Annotated in this window: 27 protein-coding genes and 1 tRNA gene; 14 read left to right on the forward strand and 14 right to left on the reverse strand. The window is 71.9% G+C overall.

Translation table 11 applies throughout. The features are described 5' to 3' along the window. Window positions 1–10: 10 nt before the first annotated feature. Complete coding sequence (locus IEZ07_RS05975) at window positions 11–1,594, reverse strand: cellulase family glycosylhydrolase (RefSeq protein WP_191893868.1); 1,584 nt, start codon at window positions 1,592–1,594, stop codon at window positions 11–13. 381 nt (window positions 1,595–1,975) lie between these two features. Between IEZ07_RS05975 and IEZ07_RS05980 the strand changes: the two genes are divergently transcribed. Continuing rightward, window positions 1,976–2,359, forward strand: a complete 384-nt coding sequence (locus IEZ07_RS05980; protein ID WP_191893869.1) for an STAS domain-containing protein — start codon at window positions 1,976–1,978, stop codon at window positions 2,357–2,359. Window positions 2,360–2,512: 153 nt separating this feature from the next. Here IEZ07_RS05980 and IEZ07_RS05985 read toward each other — a convergent pair whose 3' ends face one another. From IEZ07_RS05985 to IEZ07_RS06030, 10 genes are all read right to left on the reverse strand, one after another. After that, window positions 2,513–4,039 carry a serine/threonine-protein kinase gene (locus IEZ07_RS05985; protein WP_191893870.1) on the reverse strand — a complete coding sequence of 509 codons (1,527 nt, stop codon included), beginning with the start codon at window positions 4,037–4,039 and terminating at the stop codon, window positions 2,513–2,515. Further along, a complete protein-coding gene (locus tag IEZ07_RS05990) occupies window positions 4,026–5,030 on the reverse strand; it encodes a LacI family DNA-binding transcriptional regulator (RefSeq protein ID WP_191893871.1) in 1,005 nt (334 codons plus the stop codon). Before IEZ07_RS05990 ends, IEZ07_RS05985 begins: the two co-directional genes overlap by 14 nt. Window positions 5,031–5,134: 104 nt before the next feature. Then, window positions 5,135–5,650 (reverse strand): GNAT family N-acetyltransferase, encoded by a 516-nt coding sequence (locus tag IEZ07_RS05995; protein ID WP_239319616.1) that lies wholly within the window; start codon window positions 5,648–5,650, stop codon window positions 5,135–5,137. Between the two features lie 174 nt (window positions 5,651–5,824). Further along, entirely contained in the window at window positions 5,825–6,151 is a 327-nt protein-coding gene (locus IEZ07_RS06000) for a DUF2516 family protein (RefSeq protein WP_068896452.1), read from the reverse strand. A gap of 334 nt (window positions 6,152–6,485) precedes the next feature. Beyond that, window positions 6,486–6,956, reverse strand: coding sequence for a hypothetical protein (locus tag IEZ07_RS06005; RefSeq protein ID WP_191893873.1), 471 nt, complete (start codon window positions 6,954–6,956; stop codon window positions 6,486–6,488). Further along, on the reverse strand, window positions 6,953–7,486 hold the full coding sequence (locus IEZ07_RS06010) for a helix-turn-helix domain-containing protein (RefSeq protein WP_191893874.1): 534 nt from the start codon (window positions 7,484–7,486) through the stop codon (window positions 6,953–6,955). The genes IEZ07_RS06005 and IEZ07_RS06010 overlap by 4 nt, the downstream gene beginning before the upstream one ends. 87 nt (window positions 7,487–7,573) lie before the next feature. Further along, entirely contained in the window at window positions 7,574–8,500 is a 927-nt protein-coding gene (locus IEZ07_RS06015; RefSeq protein ID WP_191893875.1) for a M56 family metallopeptidase, read from the reverse strand. Beyond that, window positions 8,497–8,853 carry a BlaI/MecI/CopY family transcriptional regulator gene (locus IEZ07_RS06020; protein ID WP_084008187.1) on the reverse strand — a complete coding sequence of 119 codons (357 nt, stop codon included), beginning with the start codon at window positions 8,851–8,853 and terminating at the stop codon, window positions 8,497–8,499. The genes IEZ07_RS06015 and IEZ07_RS06020 overlap by 4 nt, the downstream gene beginning before the upstream one ends. Before the next feature lie 36 nt (window positions 8,854–8,889). Beyond that, entirely contained in the window at window positions 8,890–9,699 is an 810-nt protein-coding gene (locus IEZ07_RS06025; protein ID WP_191893876.1) for a class I SAM-dependent methyltransferase, read from the reverse strand. A gap of 3 nt (window positions 9,700–9,702) precedes the next feature. Further along, window positions 9,703–10,446: an SDR family oxidoreductase gene (locus IEZ07_RS06030; RefSeq protein WP_191893877.1), complete on the reverse strand. Its 744-nt coding sequence runs from the start codon at window positions 10,444–10,446 to the stop codon at window positions 9,703–9,705. A 109-nt stretch (window positions 10,447–10,555) separates the two neighbouring features. Here IEZ07_RS06030 and mshA point away from each other — a divergent pair, with 109 nt between their 5' ends. The 3 genes from mshA (at window position 10,556) to IEZ07_RS06045 (ending at window position 13,315) form a co-directional block, all read left to right on the forward strand. Next, window positions 10,556–11,842: a D-inositol-3-phosphate glycosyltransferase gene (mshA, locus tag IEZ07_RS06035; RefSeq protein ID WP_275413763.1), complete on the forward strand. Its 1,287-nt coding sequence runs from the start codon at window positions 10,556–10,558 to the stop codon at window positions 11,840–11,842. A 98-nt stretch (window positions 11,843–11,940) separates the two neighbouring features. Then, a complete protein-coding gene (locus tag IEZ07_RS06040) occupies window positions 11,941–12,420 on the forward strand; it encodes a type III secretion system chaperone family protein (RefSeq protein WP_191893878.1) in 480 nt (159 codons plus the stop codon). Window positions 12,421–12,571: 151 nt separating this feature from the next. Next, the gene (locus IEZ07_RS06045) at window positions 12,572–13,315 is read left to right on the forward strand and encodes a phosphoglyceromutase (RefSeq protein WP_068896460.1); all 744 of its coding nucleotides are present in this window, start codon (window positions 12,572–12,574) and stop codon (window positions 13,313–13,315) included. Window positions 13,316–13,459: 144 nt separating this feature from the next. Here the strand turns inward: IEZ07_RS06045 and phoU are convergent, their stop codons facing one another. After that, a complete protein-coding gene (gene phoU / locus IEZ07_RS06050; protein ID WP_191893879.1) occupies window positions 13,460–14,122 on the reverse strand; it encodes a phosphate signaling complex protein PhoU in 663 nt (220 codons plus the stop codon). A gap of 157 nt (window positions 14,123–14,279) precedes the next feature. Here phoU and IEZ07_RS06055 point away from each other — a divergent pair, with 157 nt between their 5' ends. Beyond that, the gene (locus IEZ07_RS06055; protein WP_191894093.1) at window positions 14,280–15,455 is read left to right on the forward strand and encodes a sensor histidine kinase; all 1,176 of its coding nucleotides are present in this window, start codon (window positions 14,280–14,282) and stop codon (window positions 15,453–15,455) included. Further along, window positions 15,452–16,141, forward strand: a complete 690-nt coding sequence (locus tag IEZ07_RS06060; RefSeq protein ID WP_068896462.1) for a response regulator — start codon at window positions 15,452–15,454, stop codon at window positions 16,139–16,141. The genes IEZ07_RS06055 and IEZ07_RS06060 overlap by 4 nt, the downstream gene beginning before the upstream one ends. 98 nt (window positions 16,142–16,239) lie before the next feature. Here IEZ07_RS06060 and IEZ07_RS06065 read toward each other — a convergent pair whose 3' ends face one another. Then, the gene (locus IEZ07_RS06065; RefSeq protein WP_068896463.1) at window positions 16,240–16,827 is read right to left on the reverse strand and encodes a copper chaperone PCu(A)C domain-containing protein; all 588 of its coding nucleotides are present in this window, start codon (window positions 16,825–16,827) and stop codon (window positions 16,240–16,242) included. 261 nt (window positions 16,828–17,088) lie between these two features. Here IEZ07_RS06065 and IEZ07_RS06070 point away from each other — a divergent pair, with 261 nt between their 5' ends. From IEZ07_RS06070 to IEZ07_RS06085, 4 genes are all read left to right on the forward strand, one after another. Continuing rightward, a complete protein-coding gene (locus tag IEZ07_RS06070; RefSeq protein ID WP_012887713.1) occupies window positions 17,089–17,571 on the forward strand; it encodes a CarD family transcriptional regulator in 483 nt (160 codons plus the stop codon). A 17-nt stretch (window positions 17,572–17,588) separates the two neighbouring features. Further along, a complete protein-coding gene (ispF, locus tag IEZ07_RS06075; RefSeq protein ID WP_191893880.1) occupies window positions 17,589–18,068 on the forward strand; it encodes a 2-C-methyl-D-erythritol 2,4-cyclodiphosphate synthase in 480 nt (159 codons plus the stop codon). Window positions 18,069–18,245: 177 nt separating this feature from the next. Continuing rightward, a complete protein-coding gene (locus IEZ07_RS06080) occupies window positions 18,246–18,533 on the forward strand; it encodes a GlsB/YeaQ/YmgE family stress response membrane protein (RefSeq protein WP_191893881.1) in 288 nt (95 codons plus the stop codon). Window positions 18,534–18,629: 96 nt separating this feature from the next. After that, window positions 18,630–18,896 carry a GlsB/YeaQ/YmgE family stress response membrane protein gene (locus IEZ07_RS06085; RefSeq protein WP_068896465.1) on the forward strand — a complete coding sequence of 89 codons (267 nt, stop codon included), beginning with the start codon at window positions 18,630–18,632 and terminating at the stop codon, window positions 18,894–18,896. Window positions 18,897–19,107: 211 nt separating this feature from the next. On the opposite strand, the gene IEZ07_RS06090 is transcribed toward IEZ07_RS06085, so the two are convergent. Next, window positions 19,108–20,514, reverse strand: a complete 1,407-nt coding sequence (locus IEZ07_RS06090) for a DUF2637 domain-containing protein (RefSeq protein ID WP_191893882.1) — start codon at window positions 20,512–20,514, stop codon at window positions 19,108–19,110. A gap of 182 nt (window positions 20,515–20,696) precedes the next feature. Between IEZ07_RS06090 and cysS the strand changes: the two genes are divergently transcribed. The 4 genes from cysS (at window position 20,697) to IEZ07_RS06110 (ending at window position 24,332) form a co-directional block, all read left to right on the forward strand. Then, complete coding sequence (cysS, locus tag IEZ07_RS06095) at window positions 20,697–22,094, forward strand: cysteine--tRNA ligase (protein WP_068896467.1); 1,398 nt, start codon at window positions 20,697–20,699, stop codon at window positions 22,092–22,094. 177 nt (window positions 22,095–22,271) lie between these two features. Then, complete coding sequence (gene rlmB / locus IEZ07_RS06100) at window positions 22,272–23,243, forward strand: 23S rRNA (guanosine(2251)-2'-O)-methyltransferase RlmB (protein ID WP_191893883.1); 972 nt, start codon at window positions 22,272–22,274, stop codon at window positions 23,241–23,243. Window positions 23,244–23,317: 74 nt separating this feature from the next. Further along, a tRNA-Thr gene (locus IEZ07_RS06105) sits at window positions 23,318–23,390 on the forward strand. A gap of 162 nt (window positions 23,391–23,552) precedes the next feature. After that, a complete protein-coding gene (locus IEZ07_RS06110) occupies window positions 23,553–24,332 on the forward strand; it encodes a carbon-nitrogen hydrolase family protein (protein ID WP_191893884.1) in 780 nt (259 codons plus the stop codon). Window positions 24,333–24,514 lie beyond the last annotated feature (182 nt).

The raw sequence follows: 24,514 nt of genomic DNA on the forward strand, positions 1-24,514 counted from the left end.
GCGGTGCGTCTCAGCCGCCCGAGCAGGCGACCTCGGCAGGCTCGCCCTGCGGGCCGTTCGCGGTGAAGCCGATGGTGACCGACTGCCCGGCGGGCAGGTTCGCGGCCCAGGCGGGCCCCTTCGCCGTCCAGGTGGTCCCTGAGGTCGTCACGACGGCGTTCCAGGCGCTGCCGAGCGTCACGCCCGCCGGCATCTTCCAGGTGGCCGTCCAGCCGTTGAGCGCCGAACCGCCGGTGTTCTTGATCGCCAGCTCGCCCTGGAAGCCGCCCTGCCAGGAGTTCACCGGCTTGTACGACGAGGTGCACGAGGCCGGGTCCACCGTCGAGGTCACGGTCGGGGTGGCCGACGGATCCGGGCCGTCGTCGCCCGCCGGCGGGATCAGGTAGGGCTGCAGGATGTCCTGCTTGTCCTGGTTGATGGAGGTCCAGTCGTCCTTGGCGATGCCGCCGGTGTCACCCGAGTTCGGGTTCCATGACCAATAGGTGAACGACATGCCGTTCACCCCGGTGCCGGTGTACTTCATCAGCTCCTGCAGCCAGACCTTGTCCACCGCCGCCTGCATGGTGGTCCCGAACTCGCCGATCATGATCGGGGCGATGTTCTCCTTGTGCAGGTAGCCCCAGTACCTGTCCCAGATCGCGGGCATGTTCGCCGGGTAGGACGGGTCGTCGAACCACTTCTGGCGGTGGACCGAGGTGGCGTACTCGTGCGGGGAGTAGACCAGCCGGTTCGGCACGCTGAGCCGTACCGGGAACTCCTTGGCCTTGGAGAGGTTCCCGCCCCACCAGCCGCAGTCCTCGTCGTTGGACGGGTCGTTGTCCCAGACGTTGGACAGGCCGCCGCTGGGGCAGCTCACGCCCTCCACGAAGATCAGCCAGTTCGGGTTGACCGAGAGCACCGCGTTGCCCGCGCGCTCGGCGGCCAGCCGCCAGTCGCGGGCGGGGTCGCCGCAGCCCCAGCAGGCGCCGGTGGCGGCCGGGTTGGTGCCCTCGGCGTGCGGCTCGTTGTGCAGGTCGGCGCCGATGACGGTGGGGTCGTCCGCGTAGCGCCGGGCGAGCATCTTCCAGTCGTCGATCCAGGTGCTCTCCGGGGTCGAGGCGACGTACCAGAGCGCGGACTGCCCGGCCGAGGTCGGGCGGTGCCGGTCGAGGATGATCCGCATGCCCTTCTGGCCGGCGTAGTCGATCACCATGTCGAGGATCTGCAGCGGGCTCTTGCCGACCAGGTCGGGGTTGACGAAGTCGTTGACGCCGCTGGCGGTCGCGCCGGGCTTGAGCGCGTCGTTGGAGAACGGCACGCGCAGGGTGTTGTAGCCGAGCGAGGCCATCTTGTCGATCTGGCCCTTCCAGGGGTTGTTCGACCACAGCCCGTGGAAGGTCCTGTTGTCGGTCTCCATGCCGAACCAGTTGATACCGGTCAGCCGGACGGTCGCCCCGGTGCTGTCTACGATCTTGTTGCCCGAGGTGTGCAGGTAGCCGGTTCCGGTCCCGGCCGCCGCCCCCGCGGGGGAGGAACCGAGCGCGACGGCCAGTGCAGCGGTGGTCGCGAGCGCCGCGAAAGCGGCCGACCACCTGCGGACACGCAGGACTTTCATGAGATGCCCTTCGAGGACGGGATCTGCTCGCGAGGCGGGAACCTCGTGGTGGATGGGGGTGCGGCCGGTCGCGTCGTCATGGTTCGGTGCCCGCCGGGCGGCCGTCAACCGTCACGCGCCCCGCCCGGCGCCGCCGGGCGGGGCGCGCGACCCCCTCTAGCTCGGCCGGTACGGCTCACGCGGCGGAGCGGGCGGGGTGAAAGTTTCATCCGCGAGGCCCCCGGCGGGGTGAGCTGCGGACGTGTCCGTCCGGATGGGAAACACGCACTCCACCCGGGGCTGTGTTCGCTTGATCGCCCCTGTACGTTAGGCGGTAACGGCCATCGCGCCTGTCGCAACACCACGGCCGCTTCGGCGGTAAAGCTCGAAGGCAGGCGAACATTGACGAAGTTGTCCATCGAGGTGATCTCACACCCCGCCTGCGCCGTCATCTCCGTCTCCGGAGACCTGGACAAGGTCTCGGCTCCGCAGCTGGAGAAGGTGATCTCGGAGGTGCTGGGGGCCGGGCACGTCCACCTCATCGTGGACGTCTCGGCCCTGGGCTTCTGTGACTCCACGGGGGTCTGGCTGCTGCTGGCCGGCCTGCGCCGCTCCTTCGAGGCCGGAGGATGGCTCCGGCTGGCGGGCGTCCGGGGCTTCCTGCAGCGGCTCCTGGAACTGACCCGGCTCAGCGAGGCGTTCCCCACCGATCCGACCGTCGCCGAGGCCATGCGCCATGTTCCGGCCCGGCGCTCCGGCCAGGCCTCGCCCCCCGCGCCGGCCTGACGGACCGTCCGCCCGAGGGCCCTGTCCCCGCCCCGGGTCCCGACCCCGTTCACGGGTTCCGCCCCCGCCCGAGGGCCCTGTCCTCGCTCGAAGGCCCGCCCGCGGTCCCGTCCGGAGACACGGCGCTGCCCGTGTCCCCGGACGGGACCGTACTCATCCGGCCAGCAGCACCGCCATGGCCTTGAGCTGGGCGTTCAACGACTCGCGGAGCCGGCCGGTGAGCGAGCCCTCCCGGTGCCGGTCTGCGATCTTCTGCCGGACCGGCGTGAGGTCCTGGGCGCAGCAGACGCTGTTGGCCAGGACCTGCCGCAGGTCCAGCGCCACGTCGGGGCGGATCTCCCCCCGGCCCGCGCTCTCGGCCAGCAGGGTGTTGAAGCGCCGTACGCGCTGGTCCAGCGTGAGCTGTTCCGTCCGCACGTTCTCCACCAGGAGCACCGTCGGTTCCGCAGTCGGTCGCCGGGACCCGCCGGTGTCCGCCGCCTCCCGTCCGGCGTCCGGATCGCCGGCACCCGTCCGCCTCCCGGTGTCCGTCTCCTGCTCCCGCTCCCGTCCGGCGTCCAGGCCGCCCGCACCCGTCTCCCGTCCGGCGTCCGGGCCGCCGGTGGGCTCGCCGGTCGGTGGCCCGGCGGTCCCGGCCCCTCCTTCGGGCTCCGCGGAGGAGGGGCCCGGAGCGGGGTCCTCGGTGAGGGCGGGACTCGGCTGCGGGGCCGGGCCGAGAGAGATGACGGCTCCGTTCCGCTCACCGCCGACCTGCCCCCAGACCAGGAAACCGGTGACCATCGTCAGAGCGGTGACGGCCGCCGTGCGGTGGACGATCGAGCGCCGCGCCGAGCCTCCCGACCTCCTGCGCCGGGCCCGCGCCGCCGCCAGGCCCTCGGCCACCTCCTGCGCCCTCGGCCGGGACCCCGGATCGTGCGCCAGGCAGCGCCGGCACAGCGCCGCCACCTCGGACGGCAGACCGGGCACGCGCAGCTCGGGCGGCGGTCCCTCGCGCCGCGCGTTCTCGATCTCCTCCCAGGTCCGCTCCGGGTACGGCGTGGCGCCGGTGAGCATCTCGAAGAGCAGCACGCCCAGGGCGTAGACGTCGCTCGCGGGGTCGGCGACCCGGCCGGTCAGGCGTTCCGGCGCCACGTAGGGCGGGGTGCCGTACTCACCGGTGCGGTCGTCGTCCTCCTCCCCGATGAACGCCGCGATGCCGAAGTCGAGCAGCTTGGCGCCGTCCGAGGCCAGCAGCACGTTCTCGGCGGTGACGTCCCGGTGCACGACGCCCCGCTCGTGGGCGGCGGCCAGGACGGTGGCCAGCCTCCCGGCGACCGCCACGGCCTCCGTCCAGGGCAGCGGCCCCTGGACGATCCGGTCGGCCAGCGGCCGCCCCTCCAGCAGCCGCATCACCACGTAGGCGGCGAGGCGGCCGTGGGAGGTCACGGTCTCGCCGTAGTCGTAGACCTCGATCGTGTCCGGGTGGATGAGGCGCGCGGTGGCCCGGGCCTCGCGCCGGATGAGCTCGCGGTCCGCGCCGAGGTCCGCCTCCAGGATCTTGATCGCCACCATCCGCTGGAGGGACTGGTCGAACCCCCTCCAGACGACGCTCATGCCGCCCCGGCCGATCTGCTCCATCAGCAGGTACCTGCGGGTGAGCACGTCGCCCGCGCGGAGTCCTCCGGGTTCAAGCAGATTCACGGACCACCAGCTCCGTCGGCAGCACCGGGTTGTTCCTGGTGCTCTCGGGAGAGTTCATCGACATCAGCAGCAGCCGGGTGGCGAGTGCGGCGAACTCCTCCACCGGCTGGCGCACCGTGGTCAGCGTGGGGGAGGTCCGCCGGGCGATGGGGGCGTCGTCGAAGCCGATCACGGCCACGTCGTCGGGCACCCGGCGGCCGGCGCGGCGCAGGGTCTGCACGGCCGCGGCGGCCATCACGTCGGAGGCGGCGAACACCGCGTCCAGATGCGGCATCCTGCGCAGCAGCCACTGGGCGGCGTGCACGCCGGAGGAGTGGGTGAAGTCGCCGTAGGCCACCGGGATGCCCGTCATGCCGGCCAGGGCGAGCGTCCGGGTGAAGCCCTCCAGCCGGTCCCGGGCGGCGGGGAGGCCGGGCGGCCCCGCGATGGCGGCGATGGACCGCCGCCCGCCGAGCAGCAGGTGCTCGGCGGCCTGCCTGGCGCCGTCGGCGTTGTCCATGTCCACGTACGGCAGGTCGATGCCGTCGGGGGCGCGGCCCGCGCTGCGCACCGGGACGCCGGAGGCGGCCAGGGTCACCACGAGCGGGTGCCGCTCCCGCGCGCCGATGAGCAGGACGCCGTCGACGCCGCCGGCGACGAGCTGCGGGGTGGCGATGGTGGAGGTGGCCGAGGTGGCGGTCATCACGGTGAGGGGGATCCCCTGGCCGGTGAGCACCTCCTCCGCCGCGGTGATCATCCTCGCGTAGAACGGCTCGGTGAACAGCCGCTGTGCGGATTCGCAGACGACCACGGCCACGGTCTGGTCGCACCGCCGTCCGGATCCGCCCCGGGGTGCGCGGTGACGCACGTAACCGAGACGGGAGATCGCGTCGTGCACCTGTCGTCGGGTCGAGGTGCTGACCCTGACAGAGCCTGTGAGGACCCGGGACGCCGTTGCCGGGGACACACCTGCTTCTGCGGCGACCTGGGCGAGTGTGGGCACATCAGACATAACTTCCTCCACACCTAGTTCCGTGCAGGTGGGAGCGCTCCCAGTGAACGTAGCATTGTTTCGGAACTGTCAACAGACGTTTCCGAAAAATCACGCGATGTCTGTCAGATCTTCTTGACCCTCCAGTCAGGAGCGAGCATCGACATGATGATCGAGTCATGCCGTTCCCCTTTCCAGAGGAGGGCGTCCCGACGGACTCCCTCCTGCACGAAACCGACCTTCCGGTAGACATGGGCGGCCCGGTCGTTGAAGTCGAAGACCTCGAGCTCGATCCGGTGCAGATCGGTGGTGGCGAACGCGTGGTCGAGCACGAGCCGGATCGCCTCCGTGCCGTAGCCCCTGCCGAACGCGCGCGGGCCGACCAGTGCGATCCGCAGGTTGCAGGAGAGGTTGGCGGTGTCCAGGTCGTTGAGCACCACCTCGCCGACGTAGGAGTCGTCCTCGGCGGCGCAGATCGCCAGGTCCAGCCGGTCGTCGTGCTCGCCGCGGGAGCCGTACCAGAGCTCGGCGGCCTGGTAGGCGAACAGGCCGTGCGAACCGGTCAGCCGGGCGACGTCGGGGTCGTTGACGAGCTCCCAGAGCCCGTCGACATGCTCGGGCCCGACGGGCCGGAGCGTCACGCGCTCTCCGTGGAGTGTGGGTTTTCTGGCGAACATCACCCGCGTGTCTACCGTCTCGGGGACGTTACGGGCAAGCCCTTACCAACCGGGTGGTCTTCGCGATGAAGCCGAGAGCTGTCTTTCCGGGCTCAGAACGGACACGACTCGGGGAGAGGCGGGGCGCCCTCCGGGGGCCTACCAGGGGCCGTAGGGGCCCGAGCTGCCGCCCTTGCCGACCTCCCGTACGGCGGGCCGCACGTCGGCGAGGTAGATGCCCGCCGCGATCACGGACACGATGGTGAGGAAGCCGATGCCCGGGAGATAGCCCACGGCGGAGGCGAAGGAGAACAGCGCGGCGAGACTCAGGATGATCGTCCACAGCTGCTTGGTCTGCTTGCCGGTGACCGCGAAGGCCCGCGCCGGGGTCTTGATCGCGTGGACGAGGGCCCAGGCCGAGAGGATGAAGGCCCCGATGCCCAGGATCAGGAAGATCAGGTCCAGGACACCGTAAATCTGGAACATCGTCCCTCCATGGGATCGCCGCGCCGGTCGCCCCCAGACTAGGCGATGCCGCGCACCCGCCGGTAAGCCCTTCTCCCGGCCCGCGCCGCCCCGGGACTCCCGTCGCGGGCCCCGTCACCCACCGCCCGGCCCGGGACGGCGAGGCCCGTCCAGGCGTCGACCGGGGACGGCGAGGCCCGCCCCGCCAACCGGACGGAGACGGCAGGACCCGCCCCGGCCGGTGCCGGGGCGGGTCCTGTGCGGTCCCGTGCGGACCTGCGCCGCGGACGGGGCCCGCGGCCTCAGGCGAAGGCCGGGCCTCCGCCGGGAGAGGTCAGGCCTTCACCGCGAGAGGTCAGGCCTTCACCGCGTTCTTCGGGGCGCGGGCGTTCCTCCTGGGGGCGGCGGCGGGGGTGGCGGCGATCGCGGGCTCGGCGGTGGAGGAGACCTCCTCCAGCTCCAGGGCGGCCTCGCCGCTCACCTTGGAGACGACCTTGCGCCCGCGGTTGGCGAACTCCTCGTAGAGCTCGTTCGCCTTGGCGGTCAGCTGGTCGGCGTAGTCGCGGGCCTTGACGGGCAGGTCCTTGGCGTAGCCCTCGGCCCTGCCGCCGAACTCCTTGGCGTAGCCCTCGGCCTTGCCCGCGATCTCCCTGGCCTTGACGGGCAGGTCCTTGGCGACCTCGCGGATCTCCTCGCGGCGGCTCTGCAGCCGCTGCACCTGCTCGGGCAGCTCGCGCAGCTTCTCCACCGCGAAGTCGCCGGCTCCGGCGACGGCGTAGAACGGCTTGGAGTCGGTGATCTTCTTGACCTCGGTGGCCAGAGTCATGAGTTACCCTTTCCTGGTTTCGGTTCGGTCGTGCCGTTCGCCGAGGACGCCGTGTAGGGCTTCAACGCGGCGGCGAACTCCTCGGGGAACGGCCCCTCGTCGCCCGGCGGGGAGACCGTGTCGCCGTTCTGGGGCTCCGGAGCGGGATGCGCGCTCTTGGCGGCTCGCGCGTCCTCGTCCGGGGCCCCGGCCCGGTTCTCCTTGCGGAACGACTCGTAGATGTCGATCAGCACCTGGCGTTGCCGCTCGGTGATGAGGGTGTCGGCCCGGATGACCGTCAGCACGTCGCTGTCCGGCTCCCGGTCCTCGATGAGGCCGGCCTGGATGTACAGCGCCTGCGCGGAGATGTGCAGACCCTTGGCGATCTGGTTCAGGATCTCCGCGCTCGGCTTGCGCAGCCCCCGTTCGATCTGGCTGAGGTAGGGGTTGGAGACCCCCGCCGCGGCGGCCAGCTGGCGCAGGGAGATCTTCGCCTGCGTGCGCTGCTCGCGGATGTACTCGCCGATCGAGCCGACCTTGGGTAGTGCCATGCCTCAAGTCTGCCCCACGTTGCTTGCAATTGCAAACACGTTGGCTAACACCAGCAAGCGGTCAAATGTGCGTCATCGGTGCCCTGATCAGTGCGGGACCAGCCAGAGCAGCGGTGCGGAGGTGGTCAACGTGACGGAGAACACCACGACGCCGTAGCGGAACCGGCGCGGGAGCCGGGGCCCCGGCGAGACCAGGCGCTGGACCCGGGCCATCACGGCGGAGGAGGGGCTCACGGCACCCAGGGCCCCGTGCGGGGCGGGCACGGCGCCGACCGTGCCGAACCGGAGCAGGGCGGTGGCCAGGCGGCGCGGCGAGCAGGAACGCCGGGCGGCGTCGTCGGCGGCCATCTCCACCAGCAGGGCCACCTCGTGCTGGGCGTCCCGCACCGTGCGGGACCAGGGCAGCGCCCGGCGCAGCGCGGCGAACGGGAGCAGGACCAGGTCGTGCCGCTCGCGCACATGGGCGCTCTCGTGCGCCAGGACGGCGTGCAGCTCGTCCGGGGAGAGCAGCTTCAGCGCGCCCTCGCTCACCACGACCTGGGAGCGCAGGCCGGGCACGCAGTAGGCGGCCGCACCCGGGTGGTCGACCACGTGCACGCCCGGGACCCCGGGATCCTCCCGGGCGATGAGGCTCAGCAGCGTGCGGTGGCGGCGGCGGGCGCGGAACGTCTGCAGGCCCGCGGCCAGCAGCACCACGACCAGCACGGTGAACGCGGTCAGCCCGGCGATGAGGGCGAAGATCCTCGGCAGGTCGTACGGCCCGCGCGGGCCGTACCCGCCCTCGACGGCCGAGGCGGCGAAGGCGCCCAGGCCGTGCAGCACGCCCCGGCCGTAGGGTTCCAGGGCGTAGGCGAGCAGCGCCCCGGTGCCGGCCAGGCCCCAGGTCACCCCCAGCGCCTGCCACAGGACGATGGCCACGTGCGGGGCGCGGTAGGTCCACCGTGCCCGGACCAGCCGCCAGGCTCCGACCGCGCAGACCGAGGCGAGGAACGCCAGGGCTGCCGCGGTGATCACTCGTCCTCCAGCTCCGTCAGGGCTCTGCGCAGGATCTCGGCCTCGGACCCGGAGACGGCCTGGGCGAAACGGGTGAGAGCGGCCGACCGGTCCCCGGTCATGTCGAGCGCCTCCAGCATAAGCTCCGCGACGTAGGCGTCGCGGCTCGCCGCGGCCGCGTAGCGCCACGCGCGCCCGTCCCGGGTGCGGATGAGGAAGCCCTTGCGGGTCAGCCGGTCGAGCACCGTCATCACCGTGGTGGGCGCGAGGTCCCGCTCCTCGATGAGGCGTCCCACCTCGCGGGCCGTCACCGCGGACGGCTGCGCCCAGATGATGTCCATGATGCTGCGTTCAAGCTCACCGAGACCCTTCACGTGAACAAGCCTAACCCCGCACCACGTCGGGTAGTACTACGGGCTGTCGAGCGGGGCGACGGCCGCCCACGGCACGGTGACCTCGCCGAGCCGCCAGCGGGACCGGCCGCCGAGCGGTGGGCGGAGGAAGACCGGCCAGGTCGCGGAGAGCGCCTCCACCGCGGCGATCCAGCGCTGGCGCGCGCCGTACGGGGCCAGCGGGGCGCTGACCGCCCAGGCGTGGTCGAAGTCCCGCAGGAAGGCGTGGACCGGCTCGCCCGGCACGTTGCGGTGGATGAGCGTCTTGGGCAGGCGCTCGGCCAGGTCCGAGGGGCGCTCGAAGGCATCGAACCGGGCCGACAGGGTCAGCGTCCGGGGCCCGGAGGCGTCCAGGGCGGCCCAGACGGCGCGGTGTCCGACCTCCGAGCAGGTCCCCTCGACGATCACCCCGTCCGGGTCGATCCCGGACCTGAGCAGGTCCCAGTGCTCCCAGGCCTCCGCCTCGCCGTACTGCCGCAGCACGTTGAAGGCCCGCACCAGCAGCGGCGGCCGGTCCACCGGCAGCTCGAAGCCGCCCAGCCGGAACTCGAGGCCCGGTCGCTCGTACGGCCGGGCGGCGGCCACCCGGGCCGGGTCGATCTCGATCCCGGTGACCTCGACGTCCGGGCGGACCCGGCGCAGCCGCAGGAACAGCTCCAGCGTCGTGGTGTGCGAGGCCCCGTAGCCGAGGTCCACGACCAGCGGCCGGCGGGCGGAGCGGAGCATCGGCCCGCAGACCGCGGTGATCCAGCGGTCGGACCGCCGCAGCCGGTTATGGCCGGTCGTGCCGCGGGTGATCGCGCCGACCGGTCTCCTCGGGCGCGCCACCGGTCAGGAGGTGACGCGGTGGATCTTGTGCTGGGCGGCCTGCGCGCGCGGGCGGATGACCAGCCGGTCGATGTTCACGTTCCACGGGCGGGTGACGCACCAGGCCACGGCGTCGGCGACGTCGTCGGCCGAGAGCGGGCCGGGCACGCCCTGGTAGACCTGCTCGGCCCGCTCGGCGTCGCCGCGGAAGCGGGTCAGCGAGAACTCCTCGGTGTGGACCATGCCGGGGGCGATCTCGACGATCCGGACCGGCTCGCCGCACAGCTCCAGCCGGAGCACCTCGGTCATCGAGGTCTGCGCGTGCTTGGCCGCGTTGTAGCCGCCGCCGCCCTCGTAGGAGACCAGCCCCGCCACCGAGGTCAGCATCACCAGCACGCCGTCGCCGGAGGCGATCAGCTTCGGCAGCAGGGCCTGGGTGACCCGGAGCGAGCCGAGCACGTTGACGTCGTACATCCGCTGCCAGTCGGCGGGGTCCCCGGAGGCCACCGGCTCCAGCCCGATCGCGCCCCCGGCGTTGTTGACCAGCACGTCGCAGCGGTCCAGGGAGGCGGCCAGCTCCGCCACCGACTCGGGGGAGGTCACGTCCAGGGTCGCCGGGCGGATCCCCTGGACCTCGGCGGCCAGCTCGTCCAGCCGGTCCCGGCGGCGGGCCGCCGCCACCACGTCGAAGCCCTCCTGGACCAGCCGGCGGGCCGTCGCCGCGCCGATGCCGCTGCTGGCCCCCGTCACCACAGCCGTCTTCTTCATGACCAGCCATCCTGCCAGCACCGCCGGACGCCGCCCTGTGCGGCCCGGTATGTCCGTAGATCGCGGGAATGCCGGGAAGATATGTGAGGTTATATCCGTCTCGGAGGTGGTGTCGGTGAGGCGACGACGGGTCAACCGGGTCGCGACGATCAGCATGCACACGTCCCCCCTGGACCAGCCGGGTACCGGGGACGCGGGCGGGATGAACGTCTACATCGTGGAGGCGGCCAAGCGCCTGGCCGAGCTGGGCGTCGAGGTGGAGATCTTCACCCGGCAGACGGCCCGGGACCTGCCGCCGGTCGCCGAGATCGTCCCGGGTGTCTCGGTCAGGCACGTCACCGCGGGGCCGTACGAGGAGCTCGACAAGGGCGACCTGCCCGGCCAGCTCTGCGCCTTCCTGTCCGGCGTGCTGCGCACCGAGGCGATGTACGACCCGGGCCGCTACGACGTCATCCACTCCCACTACTGGCTCTCCGGCCAGGTGGGCTGGCTGGCCAAGGAGCGCTGGGGCGTGCCGCTGGTGCACACCATGCACACCATGGCGAAGGTCAAGAACCTCCTGCTCGCCGAGGACGACCGGCCCGAGCCCACCGCCCGCGTGCTGGGCGAGGAGCAGGTCGTCGACGTCGCCGACCGCCTGGTGGCCAACACGCCGACCGAGGCCCGCGAACTCGTCGAGCTGTACGGCGCCGCCCCCGGCCGCGTCGAGGTCGTCAATCCCGGGGTGAACCTCACCGTCTTCCGGCCCGGCCCTCGCGGTGCGGCCCGCCGCAGGCTGGGCGTCCCGCGCGACGCCCTCATGCTGCTGTTCGTGGGCCGGGTGCAGCCGCTCAAGGCCCCGGACGTGCTGCTGCGCGCCGCGGCCCGGGTACTCGTCGACGACCCCTCGCTCCGGTCGCGGCTCGTCGTCGCCTGCGTCGGCGGCCCCAGCGGCAACGGTCTGGCCCGCCCCTCCCACCTGGCCGACCTGGCCGCGCACCTCGGCATCCAGGACGTGGTCAGGATCGTGCCCCCGGCCCCCCAGCACGAGCTGGCCGACTGGTACCGCGCCGCCGACGTGACCGTCGTGCCCTCGCACAGCGAGTCCTTCGGCCTGGTCGCGCTGGAGTCGCAGGCGTGCGGCACGCCGGTCGCCGCGGCCTCCGTGGGCGGGCTGCGCACCGCCGTGCGCGACGGCGTGTCCGGAGTGCTCGTGGAGGGGCACGACCCGCACGACTGGGCCCACGTCCTCGGCCGGTTCGTGCGCCTGCCGGCCTGGCGCGACGAGCTGTCCGCGGGCGCGGTCGCCCAGGCCGCCGCCTTCGGCTGGTCGGCCACCGCGGCCCGGCTCGCGGAGGTCTACGCCGGGGCCATGGCGCACCTGCACCGCGCCCCGGTCGCGGTGCCCTGCTCGTAGGACGGGCGGGTCCCGGCGGTCTCCTTGTGGCACGGGCCGGGTCTCGGCGGCGGTGCCCTGCTCGTGGGACGGGCCGGGGCGCTCGTAGGGTGGGGTCCATGCGCGAAGTGATCGAGGCGGCGCTCAAGGGCGCCGAGGTCTCCTTCGAGGAGCCCAGGCCGGGCGCCTTCCTGGTGAGGCTGCCCGGCCAGCACAAGCTCGCCACCATGACCTGGCTGGTCGTCGGCGACCAGGCGCTGCACGTCGAGGCGTTCTTCTGCCGCCAGCCCGACGAGAACCACGCCGAGTTCTACCGCTGGCTGCTCACCAAGAACGGCTCCATGTACGGCGTGCACTTCGCCCTGGACCCGGTCGGCGACGTCTACCTGGTGGGGCGGATCGCCCTGCCGGCGGTCTCGGAGGAGGAGATCGACCGGCTGCTCGGCTGCGTGCTCACCTACTCCGACGAGGGCTTCGACCGCGCGCTGGAGCTGGGCTTCGCCTCCTCCATCCGCAAGGAGTGGGAGTGGCGGGCCAAGCGGGGGGAGTCCCTGGCCAACCTGCAGGCGTTCGCCCGGTTCGCCGACCCGGACCGCTGAAGCGCCCGGCACGGCCGGTGCGGGCGGGTGGCGCCCGCACGTACGGCCCGGCACGCACGACCCGGGGCGGCCGGTGCTCGGCGGGCCGGTGATCCGCCGGGCGGCCGGTGCGGCGGGCCGGTGATCCGCGGCTCTGACTAAGCTTGGCCGCATGGCGACTTTGGTGCTGCTGCGGCACGGTGAGAGCGAGTGGAACGCCAAGGGTCTGTTCACCGGCTGGGTGGACGCGGGACTCTCGGCCAAGGGCGAGGAGGAGGCACGGCGCGGCGGGCGCCTGCTGCTGGAGGCCGGGGTGCGGCCCGACGTGGTGCACACCTCGCTGCTGAGCCGGGCGATCCAGACGGCGAACCTCGCCCTGGGCGCGGCCGACCTGCTCTGGCTGCCGGTCACCCGGTCGTGGCGGCTCAACGAGCGCCACTACGGCGCGCTCCAGGGCAAGAACAAGGCGCAGACGCGCGAGGAGTTCGGCGACGAGCAGTTCATGCTCTGGCGCCGCTCCTACGACGTCCCCCCGCCGCCGATCGCCGACGACGACGAATACTCCCAGGCCGGCGACGCCCGCTACGCGCTCCTGCCCGGCGAGCTGATGCCGCGGACCGAGTGCCTCAAAGACGTCGTCGAGCGCATGCTGCCGTACTGGTACGACCAGATCGTGCCGGACCTCGCGGCGGGCCGGACCGTCCTGGTCGTGGCGCACGGCAACTCGCTCCGCGCGCTGGTCAAGCACCTGGACGGGATCGGCGACGACGAGATCGCCGGGCTCAACATCCCCACCGGCATCCCGCTCCGCTACGAGCTGGACGCCGACTTCCGGCCGCTCGCCAAGGGCGGCCTCTACCTCGACCCGGACGCGGCCGAGGCCGCCATCCAGGCCGTGGCCAACCAGGGCAGGTGAGGCGCCGTCCCGGGCCGCGCGGCCCGGGACGGCCGGTGACGCGAAAAGGGGTCCGCTCGTCCGAGCGGACCCCTTCCGCGTCCCCTTTCCGCTCCGGTCCTCCGGTCCTCCGGCCTTCCCGGGCCGGGCGGGTGCGGTCCCGGGTCAGCCGGTGAGGTTGATCTCGTGGGGACGGGAGCCGGTGACCAGGTAGACGACGTCGCGGGCGACGCGGACCGCGTGGTCGGCGTAGCGCTCGTAGTAGCGGCCGATCAGCGTCACGTCGATCGCCGGCTCGACCCCGTGCTGCCAGGTCGGCTTCATGAGGGTCTTGAACAGCTTGCGGTGCAGCCTGTCCATGGCGTCGTCGTCGTGCTCCAGCTCCAGTGCCGACTCCACGTCGCGTGAGGCGATGCAGCCGCCGGTCTTGGTGACCAGGCGCTCGGCGATCTGGCCCATCTCCAGGATGGTCGCGCGCAGTTCCGGCGGGATCGCCGAATCCGGGTGGCGCAGCCGTGCGACCTTGGCCACGTGCTGGGCCAGGTCGCCCATCCGCTCCAGGTCGGTGCCCATGCGCAGGGCCGTGATGACCATCCGCAGGTCCACGGCCACCGGCTGCTGCCGGGCCATCAGGTCGAAGATCGTCGCTTCGATCTCCGCGAAGAGCCGGTCGACCTCCGTGTCCTGGGAGATGACGGTCTCGGCGAGCTGGAGGTCGGAGTCGAGCAGGGCGGTGGTGGCCCGGGAGATCGCCGACCTCACCAGCCGGGTCATCTCGACCAGCATGCCGGTGAGGGAGTCGAGTTCTTCGTGGTAGGCGTCGCGCATGGCCTCACCGTACGGGCGCGTTCGTGAACGAACCCCGACCGAAGGGTGAACTTTGCGGGAAGGAGGGCGGCACCGCCTCCCGGACCGTCCTGAGGGGGGAGGGGCGCGCCTACCATCGAGGGCGTGAAGCCGACAGGAGGACCACGTGAGTGAGCTGATGGCGAGCCTGGCCGTACTGGCCGGGTTCGTCGTGGGAGCGCTGGCCGTGATGGCCGTCCGCCCGGTCACGGGGCGGCAGCGGGCGGTGGTGCCGATCGACGACCTCCAGCCCGGTGGGCTGCCCCAGGGCGTCGCCTCCGTGCTGGCGGTCCTGCCGTCCTCGGCGGTCGTGCTCGACCGGGAGGACCGGGTGCTGCGGGCCAGCTCCGCCGCCCGCGCCTTCGGCCTGGTCAGGGGAGACCGCCTGATGGCGGCCGAGCTGCTCGCGCTGGCCAGGCAGGTGCGCAGGGACGGCGAGATCCGCGAGAGCGAGATCGAGGTGGCGGGGCACAGGTTCGGCCAGGAGGCGACCAACTTCGCGGTCCGCGTCGCCCCGCTCGGGCCGTACGGCCAGGTCCTGGTGCTCGCCGAGGACCAGACCGAGCACCACCGCGTCGAGGCGGTGCGCCGCGACTTCGTGGCCAACGTCAGCCACGAGCTGAAGACGCCGGTCGGCGCGCTGAGCCTGCTGGCCGAGACCATCCAGGACGCCGCCGACGACCCCGAGGCGGTCACCCGCTTCGCCGGGCGCATGCAGCACGAGGCCGCCCGGCTCACCTATCTCGTCCAGGACCTCATCACGCTCTCCCGGATCCAGGGCGCCGAGCCCGTCCCGACCCCCTGCCCGGTCCCGGTCGACGAGGCCGTGCACGACGCCATGGACCGCTGCAACACCACGGCGGCGGCCAAGGACATCACCCTGGTGGCCGGCGGAGTCGAGGGCCTGCAGATCTGGGGTGACGAGGAGCTCCTCGTCACCGCGCTGCGCAACCTCATCGACAACGCGGTGGCCTACAGCCCCGAGCACACCCGGGTCGTGGTCAGCGCCCGGCCGGCGGGTGACTCCGTCGAGATCAGTGTGAGCGACCAGGGCATCGGCATCCCGGAGAGCGCCCAGGAGCGGATCTTCGAGCGGTTCTTCCGGGTCGACACCGCCCGCTCGCGCGCCACCGGCGGCACCGGGCTCGGCCTCGCCATCGTCAAGCACGTCGCCGCCGCCCACAACGGCGCGATCACGGTGTGGAGCAAGGAAGGCTCCGGCTCCACGTTCACCCTCCGCCTGCCCGCCCTCGGCGGCGTGGCGGTCCCCGCAACACCCGACATCGGCACCGTCCCCCTGGAGGCCTCGAAGTGACCCGCGTGCTCATCGTCGAGGACGAGGAGTCGTTCTCCGACGCCCTGTCCTACATGCTGCGCAAGGAGGGGTTCGAGGTCGCCGTGGCGGCCACCGGCCCCGAGGCGCTGGAGACCTTCGACCGGGGCGGCGCCGACCTGGTCCTGCTCGACCTGATGCTCCCCGGCCTGCCCGGCACGGAGGTCTGCCGGTCGCTGCGGCAGCGCTCCAACGTGCCGGTGATCATGCTGACCGCCAAGGACAGCGAGATCGACAAGGTCGTCGGGCTGGAGCTGGGCGCCGACGACTACGTGACCAAGCCCTTCTCCTCCCGCGAGCTGGTGGCCCGCATCCGCGCGGTGCTGCGCCGCCAGGGCGACGTGGACGAGCCGGAGTCGTCGGTGCTCACCGTCGGGCCGGTGCGGATGGACGTGGACCGGCACGTCGTCGCGGTCCGGGGCGAGGCGGTCCAGCTCCCGCTGAAGGAGTTCGAGCTGCTGGAGGTGCTGCTGCGCAACGCCGGCCTGGTGCTCACCAGGGGCCAGCTCATCGACCGCGTCTGGGGCACCGACTACGTGGGCGACACCAAGACCCTGGACGTCCACGTCAAGCGCCTGCGGGCCAAGGTGGAGGCCGACCCCTCCAGTCCGCGCTGCATCCTCACCGTGCGCGGCCTGGGCTACAAGTTCGACCCCGTGGAGGAGTGACCCGCGGGGCTCCGCGCCCGCGTGCGACGTCGAGGGGGGTACGGCTCGCGGAACCGTACCCCCCTCGACGTGCGTGCCGGTGACCGCGCCTCAGCGGCTCAGTGGTCGCCCTCGCCGTGCTCCGCGGTGGCGGACGGCGTCGGGGTCGGCGTGGGGGCGGCGGAGGCGCCCTGCGCGGGGGGCAGGGTCGCGAACTCGCGGCTCCGGGTGACCACCGGGATCCGCAGCGGGACGATGCCGGCCTTCTCGAACTGCAGCTGCACCTGGATCTCCTCGCCGCCCCTGAGCGGCTTCTTCAGCTGCTCGATGACGATCGAGTGCGCGGGCCTGCCGACGACGGCGGCCTGCTTGCCTCCGGCCGGGAGCGGGACGGGCGCGGGGACCTTGGCGGTGCCGAGCGCGGGGTCCACGCCCACGCCCACGAGCTGGTCCGGCTGACCGGTGGTGTTGACCATGTACAGGTAGAGCGGGGTGCTGGCGCCGGCGGGCAGCGTCCCGCCGGAGTCCGGGCCGAGGAGGAACGCCTGGGTGATGTCCAGCCCCTTGACCTTGACACTCGTGGCCTCGGTCGGCGCGTAGGGCTGGGTGGTGATCGCGTCGAATCCGGCGCCGCAGCCGGCCAGCGCCGGAGCGGCTGCGAGGAACGCGGCGGCGGCGATCGCCCGGTGACGGCTGTTGCGGGTCACGGTGCGGGTTCTCCTTGTCACACTAGAGATAGGGCAGCGCCAACCTTATCCGTCCGCTTTCCCGGGTTTTCCGGCGGCCTGGCGGATCGCGGGCATCGGGGGCATGCAGGTCATGAGTGCTTTTCCAACCCTTGATTCACACAGTCGGACGCTTGTCAAGGCTTAAAACGCGGCTTTGACCTGCAGTTATGGTGATTTCACTGTTCCGGGAGCCTGTGGATACGTGGTACTCTGGAGTACAGCGGAAGGGGTACTTGTCACATGACTTTCCAGGTCGGCGACACTGTCGTCTACCCCCACCACGGGGCTGCTCGGATCGAGGCGATCACGACTCGGACCATCAAGGGCGAAGAAAGGACCTACCTGGTTCTGAAGGTCGACAAGGGCGACCTCACCGTCCAGGTTCCAGCCGACAACGCCGAGCTCGTCGGAGTTCGCGACGTCGTCGGCCAGGAGGGCCTCGAGCGCGTCTTCGACGTGCTGCGCATGCCTCACACCGAGGAGCCCACCAACTGGTCCCGCCGCTACAAGGCCAACCTCGAGAAGCTGGCGTCCGGTGACGTCAACAAGGTGGCCGAGGTCGTCCGCGACCTGTGGCGTCGAGACAAGGAGCGCGGACTCTCCGCAGGAGAGAAGCGCATGCTCGCCAAGGCGCGGCAGATCCTGGTCAGCGAGCTGGCTCTCGCGGAGAAGACCAACGAGGACAAGGCCGAGGCCCTGCTCGACGAGGTTCTCAACTCCTGAACACGACATTTCCACGGGTGGGCGTCGGGGTCGACGTCCACCCGTTCGCATCCGGGCGCGAGTTGCACCTCGCGGGTCTGCACTGGCCGGGCGAGACGGGCCTGGCCGGGCACTCCGACGGTGACGCCGCGGCCCACGCCGCCTGCGACGCGCTGCTGTCCGCCGCCGGTCTCGGTGATCTCGGCGGTCTCTTCGGCACGTCCGATCCCCGGTGGGCCGGCGCCTCCGGGGTCTCCCTGCTGGAGGAGACGGCCCGGCAGGTCCGGGCCGCCGGGTTCGAGATCGGCAACGTGGCCGTCCAGGTGGTCGGCAACCGCCCCAAGCTGGCGCCGCGCCGTACCGAGGCCGAGAAGGCCCTCAGTGCGGCCGTGGGCGCGCCGGTGAGCGTCAGCGCCACCACGACCGACGGGCTGGGACTCACGGGCCGCGGAGAGGGCGTGGCGGCGATCGCCACCGCGATCGTGGTGAACCTGAACGGCGGGCCGCGCGTCCTGTAATGCGGAGCGCGTGAGCGTTCGTCGCGTTCCGGCGGGTGGCGCGGAAAAACCCTCCGGAACCCCTGCGGGGCGGCCCGTTTCCTGGCGCGGTACGGGTCGCCTCTTTTTCTTCGGATAATCACGTATGTCCTGGGTACGCCTCCAATGACCGTGTCCCGTCACAGGGGGGAGCTGGACATGCTTTGGTCGATCATCAGCGCGATCGTGATCGGAGCCATTGTGGGCGCGCTCGCGCGTCTCATCATTCCGGGCAGGCAGGGCATCAGCATGGCGCTGACGCTCATCGTGGGAATCGCCGCCGCGCTCATCGGAACGCTCATCGCAGGCGCGCTGGGCATCGCGAACACCCGGGGGATCGACTGGTGGGAGCACATCCTCCAGCTCGCTCTGGCGGTGGTGGGGGTGCTGCTCGTCACGCAGATGCGTCCCGGGAAGACCCACCCGGGGGGAACCACCAGGACCTGATCCGGCAGGAATTTTATATTTCCAGGAGTAATCCTGGAGTACGGGGTAGCCCTCTTTCCGTGAGAGTGAAGGTCTCACCCTCACGGGGAGGTTGATATGACTATCGCATCCATTCTCGGGGCCATCGTCATCGGCGCCGTCATCGGCGCAATCGGTCGTCTCCTGCTTCCTGGCCGACAGGCGATCGGATGGGTCCTGACCATTGTCGTCGGTATCGTCGCCGCACTGATCGGTACCGCGATCGCCCAGTCGCTGGGCGTCGCCACCACCGACGGCATCGACTGGATCGAGCTCGTCATGCAGGTCGTCCTGGCCGTCGTCGGTGTCGGCCTGGTCGCGGGGCTCCGCCGCTCCAGGGTCTGACAGCCGAGCGCACCTTCCCGGTGACCGGCCGCGGTCCGGGCGGGCACCGTCCGCTCCGGAGACGCCCGCGGTGGCAGGCTCGATGTCCTGGCTTCCGCACAGAGACCCGTCCGGCGCCCACACGGCGCGCCGGGCGGGTCGCGGCCGTATGCGGGGCCGGCTCCCTCCACGGGCCCCGGAGCCGGCCCCGGCTACGGCCGACCGAGGCGCCTCACCCCTCCGGAGGGACGGGGGTGCTGCGCATGCGGCCCGAGGGCGGTGCAGCGACCTCGTCCTCCTGAGGATCGGCGGCCTCGGCGCCGTGCGCCGGATCGGGATCGGGATCGAGATCGAGGGCCGGTGAGCCGTCCTCCATTGCACGCATCGGCTGGGTGTCGGCGTCACGGTCGGCGGACCCGCCGGGAACCGAGGGTGAGACCTCTGGCCGGAGACCCGTCAGGGAGCCCTCTGTCTCCTCGTGCGGTGCGGCGGTCCAGGTCTCCACACGCTCTCCGGTCCGGCCGCCCCCGGGCCTCCGGTCCTGTACGGCGCCGCCTTCCGGATCGGGTACGGTCTCGCGTTCCGGATCGCGCACGGCGCCGCGAGGAGGGTGCACGAGCAGGTCACCCGGGTGCGGGCGGACCAGGTCACCCCAGCGCACGGGCTTGTCCCGGGGGCCGGGGGCCGGCTCCGGAGCCTCGGGAGCGTCCGTTTCCGGCCCGGGTGCCGCGGAGAGGTCGGCGGGCCGGTCCGCGGACTCCTCCTCCACGCGTTCCGGGTCTCCAGCACGGTCCGAGTCCTTCGTAGGGTCCGAGCCCCTCGTACGGTCCGGGTCTCCTTCGCCGCCGCGACCCCCGGCGGGCCGGTCCGCCACGGGGTCCGGCCCGGGCAGTTCGTCCACCTCCGGCGTCTCCGGTGCGGGCGTGGGCCCGACCACGGGCTCGGTGGACAGGTCGTGGAGCGGAACCGGGTCCAGCGGCGCGGACTCCAGGGGCGGGGCGGCCTGCGGGTCGAGCGGGGTCTCCACCGCCGGATGCTGGACCGGGCGGGCGGAAGGACGGTCCGCGACCTCCGGCCCGGCGTCGGGGAACGGCACGATGTCGCCGTCCCGCTCCGGACCCGTCCGCCGGGCGTCCAGGGCGGCCCGCCGTACGTGGGCGTGCTTGATCAGCACGAGCCAGAGCCACAGGGCCAGGGCCAGCATCGCCCAGGGCGCGACGGCGACCACGACGGCCGCCCGCCGTACGTCCACCGCCGTTCCGGCGGCCCTGATCACCTCGGCGGCGACCACGGCGGCGAACAGCAGGACCAGGACGGCCCCGGCCTGCAGGCGGATCGGCCAGCGCGCACCGCGCAGCAGCAGCACGCCGATCATGGTGATGACCAGGAGCGCGTCGAAGCCCGCCGGGTAGAGGTAGGCCAGGTCGGCGCGGGCCCCGCCGGTGACGGCCAGGGCGCGCAGGGTCTCGAAGGACAGCACGCACGCCGTACCGGTCAGCGCGGCGACGCCGATCCCGGCGAGCGCGACGCCCGCGTGGCGCAGGGCTACGGCGGTCCGGCCGGGGGAGGCCGGAGCGGAGGACAGGGCAGAGGACGGGCGGGAGATCGGACCTGCCGCCGCGGGGGATTTCACGTCCATGGCCCTCCGACCCTACCGCGATCATGCCGTCGCGCCCCAGGCCTTCGGTGCAGGCCGAACCGCGTTCTTCCTGGTCCGCGGAGGCCGGATGTCCCGGATGGCGCGGAGAGGACCGATGCGGTCGTGATTTCAACGTCGCGTAACCCGGCTTGCCGGGCGGGGGAAGGCGTTAGCCTTTTCTCGTGAGCCTGCGCCTTTACGACACCAGCACACGCACGGTCCGCGAATTCGTTCCGGTGGAGCCCGGCCGGGCGTCGATCTACCTGTGTGGCGCCACCGTGCAGGCCCCACCGCACATCGGCCACATCCGGTCCGGCGTCAACTTCGACGTGCTCCGCCGCTGGATGACCCGGTCCGGTTACGACGTCACCTTCTGCCGGAACGTCACCGACATCGACGACAAGATCATCCGGGTCGCCGCAGAGGAGGGCGTGCCCTGGTTCGTGGTCGCCGAGCGCAACCAGCGCGCCTTCACCTGGGCCTACCAGGTGCTCGGGTGCCTGCCGCCGACCGTCGAGCCGCGCGCCACCGGCCACGTCCCCGAGATGATCGAGCTCATGGAGCGGCTGATCGCCGCCGGCCACGCCTACGCCGCCGACGGGGACGTCTACTTCGACGTGGTCTCCTACGCCGACCGGTACGGCTCGCTCTCCAACCAGCGGCTGGAGAACATGCGGGCGGCCGGCGACACCGACACCGACTCCTGCAAGCGCGACCCGCGTGACTTCGCCCTGTGGAAGGGGGAGAAGCCCGGCGAGCCGACCTGGCCGACCCCTTGGGGCCGGGGCCGTCCTGGCTGGCACCTCGAGTGCTCCGCGATGGCCACGAAGTACCTCGGGGCGACCTTCGACATCCACGGCGGCGGCGTCGACCTGATCTTCCCGCACCACGAGAACGAGCTGACCCAGTCGCAGGCCGCCGGGGACGGCTTCGCCCGCTACTGGATGCACAACGGCATGCTCAAGATCGGTGCGGAGAAGATGAGCAAGTCGCTCGGGAACTCCCTGCTGATCCCCGAGGTCACCAAGAAGGTCCGGCCGGTCGAGCTCCGCTACTACCTGGCCGCGCCGCACTACCGCTCGGCGATCGACTACTCCGAGGAGGCGCTGTTCGAGGCCGCCGCGGCCTACCAGCGCATCGAGGGCTTCGTCACCCGGGCGGCCGAGGTGATCCACGACGTGGACGCCGACGCCCCGCTGCCCCAGGCGTTCACCGACGCGCTCGACGACGACCTGGGCACGCCGCAGGCGCTGGCCGTGGTGCACGAGGTGGTCCGCGAGGGCAACGTCGCCCTGGCGCACGGGAACAAGGAGCAGGTGGCCCGGCTGCTGGCCGAGACGCAGAACATGCTCGACGTGCTCGGCCTCGACCCGCGCTCGGAGCAGTGGCGCTCCTCGGGCGGCGACTCCGGTCTGCGCGCGACCGTGGACGCCCTGGTCGCCGTGGCGCTGGAGCAGCGGCAGGCGGCCCGGGCCCGCAAGGACTTCGCCGCGGCCGACGCCATCCGTGACGGGCTCGCCCAGGCGGGCGTCGCCGTGGAGGACACCCCGCAGGGCCCCCGCTGGGAGCTGTCGAGGTAGGCCCCGAGGCGGTCGCGGACGGGATCCCGGACGCGGGGCCGCCTCGAGGCCCCGGCCTTGCTCCGCCTCCGCGTCGCTCCGTGTTCCGCTGCGTCGCCGCCGTGCCGCGCCGCCCGCCGGTCCTCCGGCGGTCGCGGGCGGCGCGGGCTCGGTGGGGCAGGCCGTACGCTAGGGACCATGGCTGGTGGGGGTAGAGGGTCCGGGCGACCCGCGAAGAAGAAGAGTCCGACCAAGGGCACGGGCGGCAACGTCCGCCGTGGCCTGGAGGGCAGGGGCGCGACCCCGCCGGCGCACATGCGGCACTGGTACAAGGACAAGGCGCGCACGGAGCGGCTGGAGCGCGAGGAGAAGACCGGCAGGTCCTCGTCGCAGCGTCCCGCCCCGGCCCGCACCCGGCGCAGCGAGGACGCGCCGGAGTACATCGGCGGCCGCAACCCGGTCCTGGAGGCGCTCCGGGCGGGAGTGCCCGCGAGCGCGCTCTACATCGCGCAGCGCATCGACAACGACGACCGGGTCAAGGAGTCGGTGCGCATCGCCGCCGACCGGGGCATCCCGATGCTGGAGGCAGGCCGGGAGAAGCTGGACCGGCTGACCGAGGGCGGCGTGCACCAGGGCGTGGCCCTGCAGATCCCCGCCTACGAGTACGCCCACCCCGAGGACCTGGTCCACGCGGCCCAGGACGCCGCCGAGGTGCCGCTGATCGTGGCCCTCGACAGCGTCACAGACCCGCGCAACCTCGGCGCCATCGCGCGCTCGGCCACCGCCTTCGGCGCCCACGGCCTGGTCGTGCCCTCCCGCCGCTCGGCGGGGGTGACCGCCGGTGCGTGGAAGACCTCGGCGGGCACGCTGGCCAACATGACCGTGGCCCGTGCCGCCAACCTCACCGCGACCCTGCGGGACTACCGCGAGGCGGGGCTGTTCGTGATCGGCCTGGACGGCGAGGGCACGGTCGACGTCGGTGACGCCAACCTGCTCGACGGGCCCCTGGTCGTGGTCGTCGGCTCGGAGGGCAAGGGCCTGTCCCGCCTGGTCCGGGAGGCCTGCGACCTGGTCGTCCGCATCCCCATGAGCGCCGCGGCCGAGTCCCTCAACGCGGGCGTCGCCGCAGGCATCGCCCTGTACGAGGTGGCCCGCCACCGCAAGCGGTAGATTCCGCTCGCGGTTCGCGCCCTTTCCTCAGTGACGTCAGGGGCTCAGGCCGACTACACTCGTCAGGCGACCGTGCCGACGTAGCTCAATCGGCAGAGCATCTGTCTTGTAAACAGAAGGTCAGGGGTTCGATTCCCCTCGTCGGCTCTGTAACGGAAAGGCCCCTGAACAGGCGATACGCCGTCAGGGGTCTTTTGTTTGCTCGGGTGATTCCATGATCTTGCTAACGGACTCGCTAACAGCGCCCTCTGGAAGGGGCATCTACACCGCCAGCGGTGATCACACTTCCTGCTGCTACCGTCCTCGCTCGTGATCGTGCGTACGGCTGTCGCCCAGATCCCCGTCTCCTGGAATGTCCGGGAGAACCTCGCCGAGATCGCCCGGGTGGTGAAGGCCTGCGCGGACGATGACCTGGTGGTGCTTCCAGAGGGAGCGCTGTCCGGATACGGCACTGATCTGTCTCCGCTTGCGGATCTGGATCCGGGTGAACTGGACGAGGCCATGACTGAGTTGGCCAAGCTTGCTATACGCAGTGCCGTGCATGTGGTCTGCGGCTCTCTGGTATTCGACGCCGGGCGGTGGTGGAACGCCGCGATCCTCTTCGATCCCGAGGGCAGGCGGAGCTTCTATCGGAAGATCAACCTGGCGATGAATGAACGGGGTGTGCTCGCCGCCGGATCCGAGCTTCCCGTCCACCGGCTCACCCTGCCGGGAGGAGCGGTCGATGTGGGGGTGCAGATCTGTCGGGAGATCCGCTTCCCCGAGCAGTGGGGATATATGGCCCGTTCGGGGGCGAAGGTGCTCGCCTATCTGACGAACGCCGCCAACCCCGATGAGCCCTCCGGGGTCTGGCGTAGCCATCTCATCAGCCGGGCGGCGGAGAACCAGCGGTGGGTGCTCGCCGCCAACGTCGCTGATCCGATCTCGCACTGCCCGACAATGATCGTTTCCCCCCGGGGAAAGGTCGTCTCGGAGGTGGCCGGGGGAGAACCGGCCGTGCTCCGTGCAGTGATCGACACCGACGCCGCTTCCGAGTGGTACCTCGGTCAGCGGCGCCGGGATGTCATCGAGATGCACTACTTGGGCTAGTGGAGTGTTTTCCGCGACGTCTTCCTAGGGTTTAGGGAGCGATCCCGGTGTCGTCTTCACCGAGATGAAAACGCGTTCATGCGTCGAACTCTTCAACCGCTTGGGCGAAGACGCCGGCGGCCGTCGCCGCCTGCTCATGGATCACGCGGGCGTAGACCCGGAGCGTGATCACCGGATCGGCG

It is taken from the genome of Planomonospora parontospora, assembly GCA_014647935.1.
GTDB classification, from domain to species: domain Bacteria; phylum Actinomycetota; class Actinomycetes; order Streptosporangiales; family Streptosporangiaceae; genus Planomonospora; species Planomonospora parontospora.